Here is an 892-nt window from a genome sequence, read left to right as displayed (position 1 = left end):
CCGCCGCCGATGAGGCCGGCCGCCACCCGGCCCCGCCCGCCCGCCGCCGCCCCGCTCCGGACCGACCCCCTGGACCCCACCGTGCCCACACCCCGCGCCGCCCGCCGCCGACCGGCCGCCGGACCTCGCCAACTGCACCCCGGAGCCTGGTGGTTGTGGGCACTCGGGCTGGGCGCGGCCGCCACCCGCACCACCAATCCGCTGGTCCTGCTGCTGCTGGCCGCCGTCGCCGGCTACGTCGTCGCCGCCCGGCGCGGTGACGCGCCCTGGTCGCGCTCCTACGGCGCGTTCCTGCGGCTCGGCCTCCTGGTGCTCGGCATCCGGCTGCTGTTCGCCGTCCTCCTCGGCTCGCCGGTCCCCGGCACCCACGTCCTGTTCACCCTCCCCGAAGTCCCCCTGCCCGCCTGGGCGCAGGGCGTCCGGATCGGCGGCCGGGTGACCGCCGAGGGGCTGCTCGCCGCGCTGTACGACGGGCTGCGGCTGGCCACCCTGCTGGTGTGCGTGGGCGCCGCCAACGCCCTCGCCAGCCCGGCCCGGCTGCTGCGCACGCTCCCCGGCGCGCTCTACGAGGCGGGCGTGGCCGTCGTGGTCGCGATGACCTTCGCGCCCAACCTGGTGGCCGACGTGCAGCGGCTGCGCGCCGCCCGGCGGCTGCGCGGCCGCACCGACCGGGGCGTGGCCGCCGTGCTCAGCGTCGGACTGCCCGTCCTGGAGGGCGCGTTGGAGCGCTCGGTGGCGCTGGCGGCGGCGATGGACACCCGCGGCTTCGGGCGCACCGCCGCCGTGCCGCGCCGGATCGCCCTGCTCACCGCCGGGCTGACCCTGGCCGGGCTGCTCGGCATCTGCCTGGCCGCGTACGGACTGCTGACGGCGGGGGGGGGCGGCGGGGGGG

1 protein-coding gene is annotated in these 892 nt (G+C 79.6%); it reads left to right on the top strand.

The window, feature by feature from the left end; genetic code table 11:
- Window positions 1–81: 81 nt before the first annotated feature.
- Window positions 82–892 (top strand): CbiQ family ECF transporter T component (locus VR45_RS05795; protein WP_045938589.1); only part of this gene is annotated, 811 nt, incomplete at its 3' end.

This window comes from Streptomyces sp. NRRL S-495, from assembly GCF_000966955.1.
Taxonomy (GTDB): domain Bacteria; phylum Actinomycetota; class Actinomycetes; order Streptomycetales; family Streptomycetaceae; genus Kitasatospora; species Kitasatospora purpeofusca.
The sequence above is the reverse complement of the archived record's forward strand: the minus strand, read 5'-3'. Positions and strand labels throughout refer to the sequence as shown.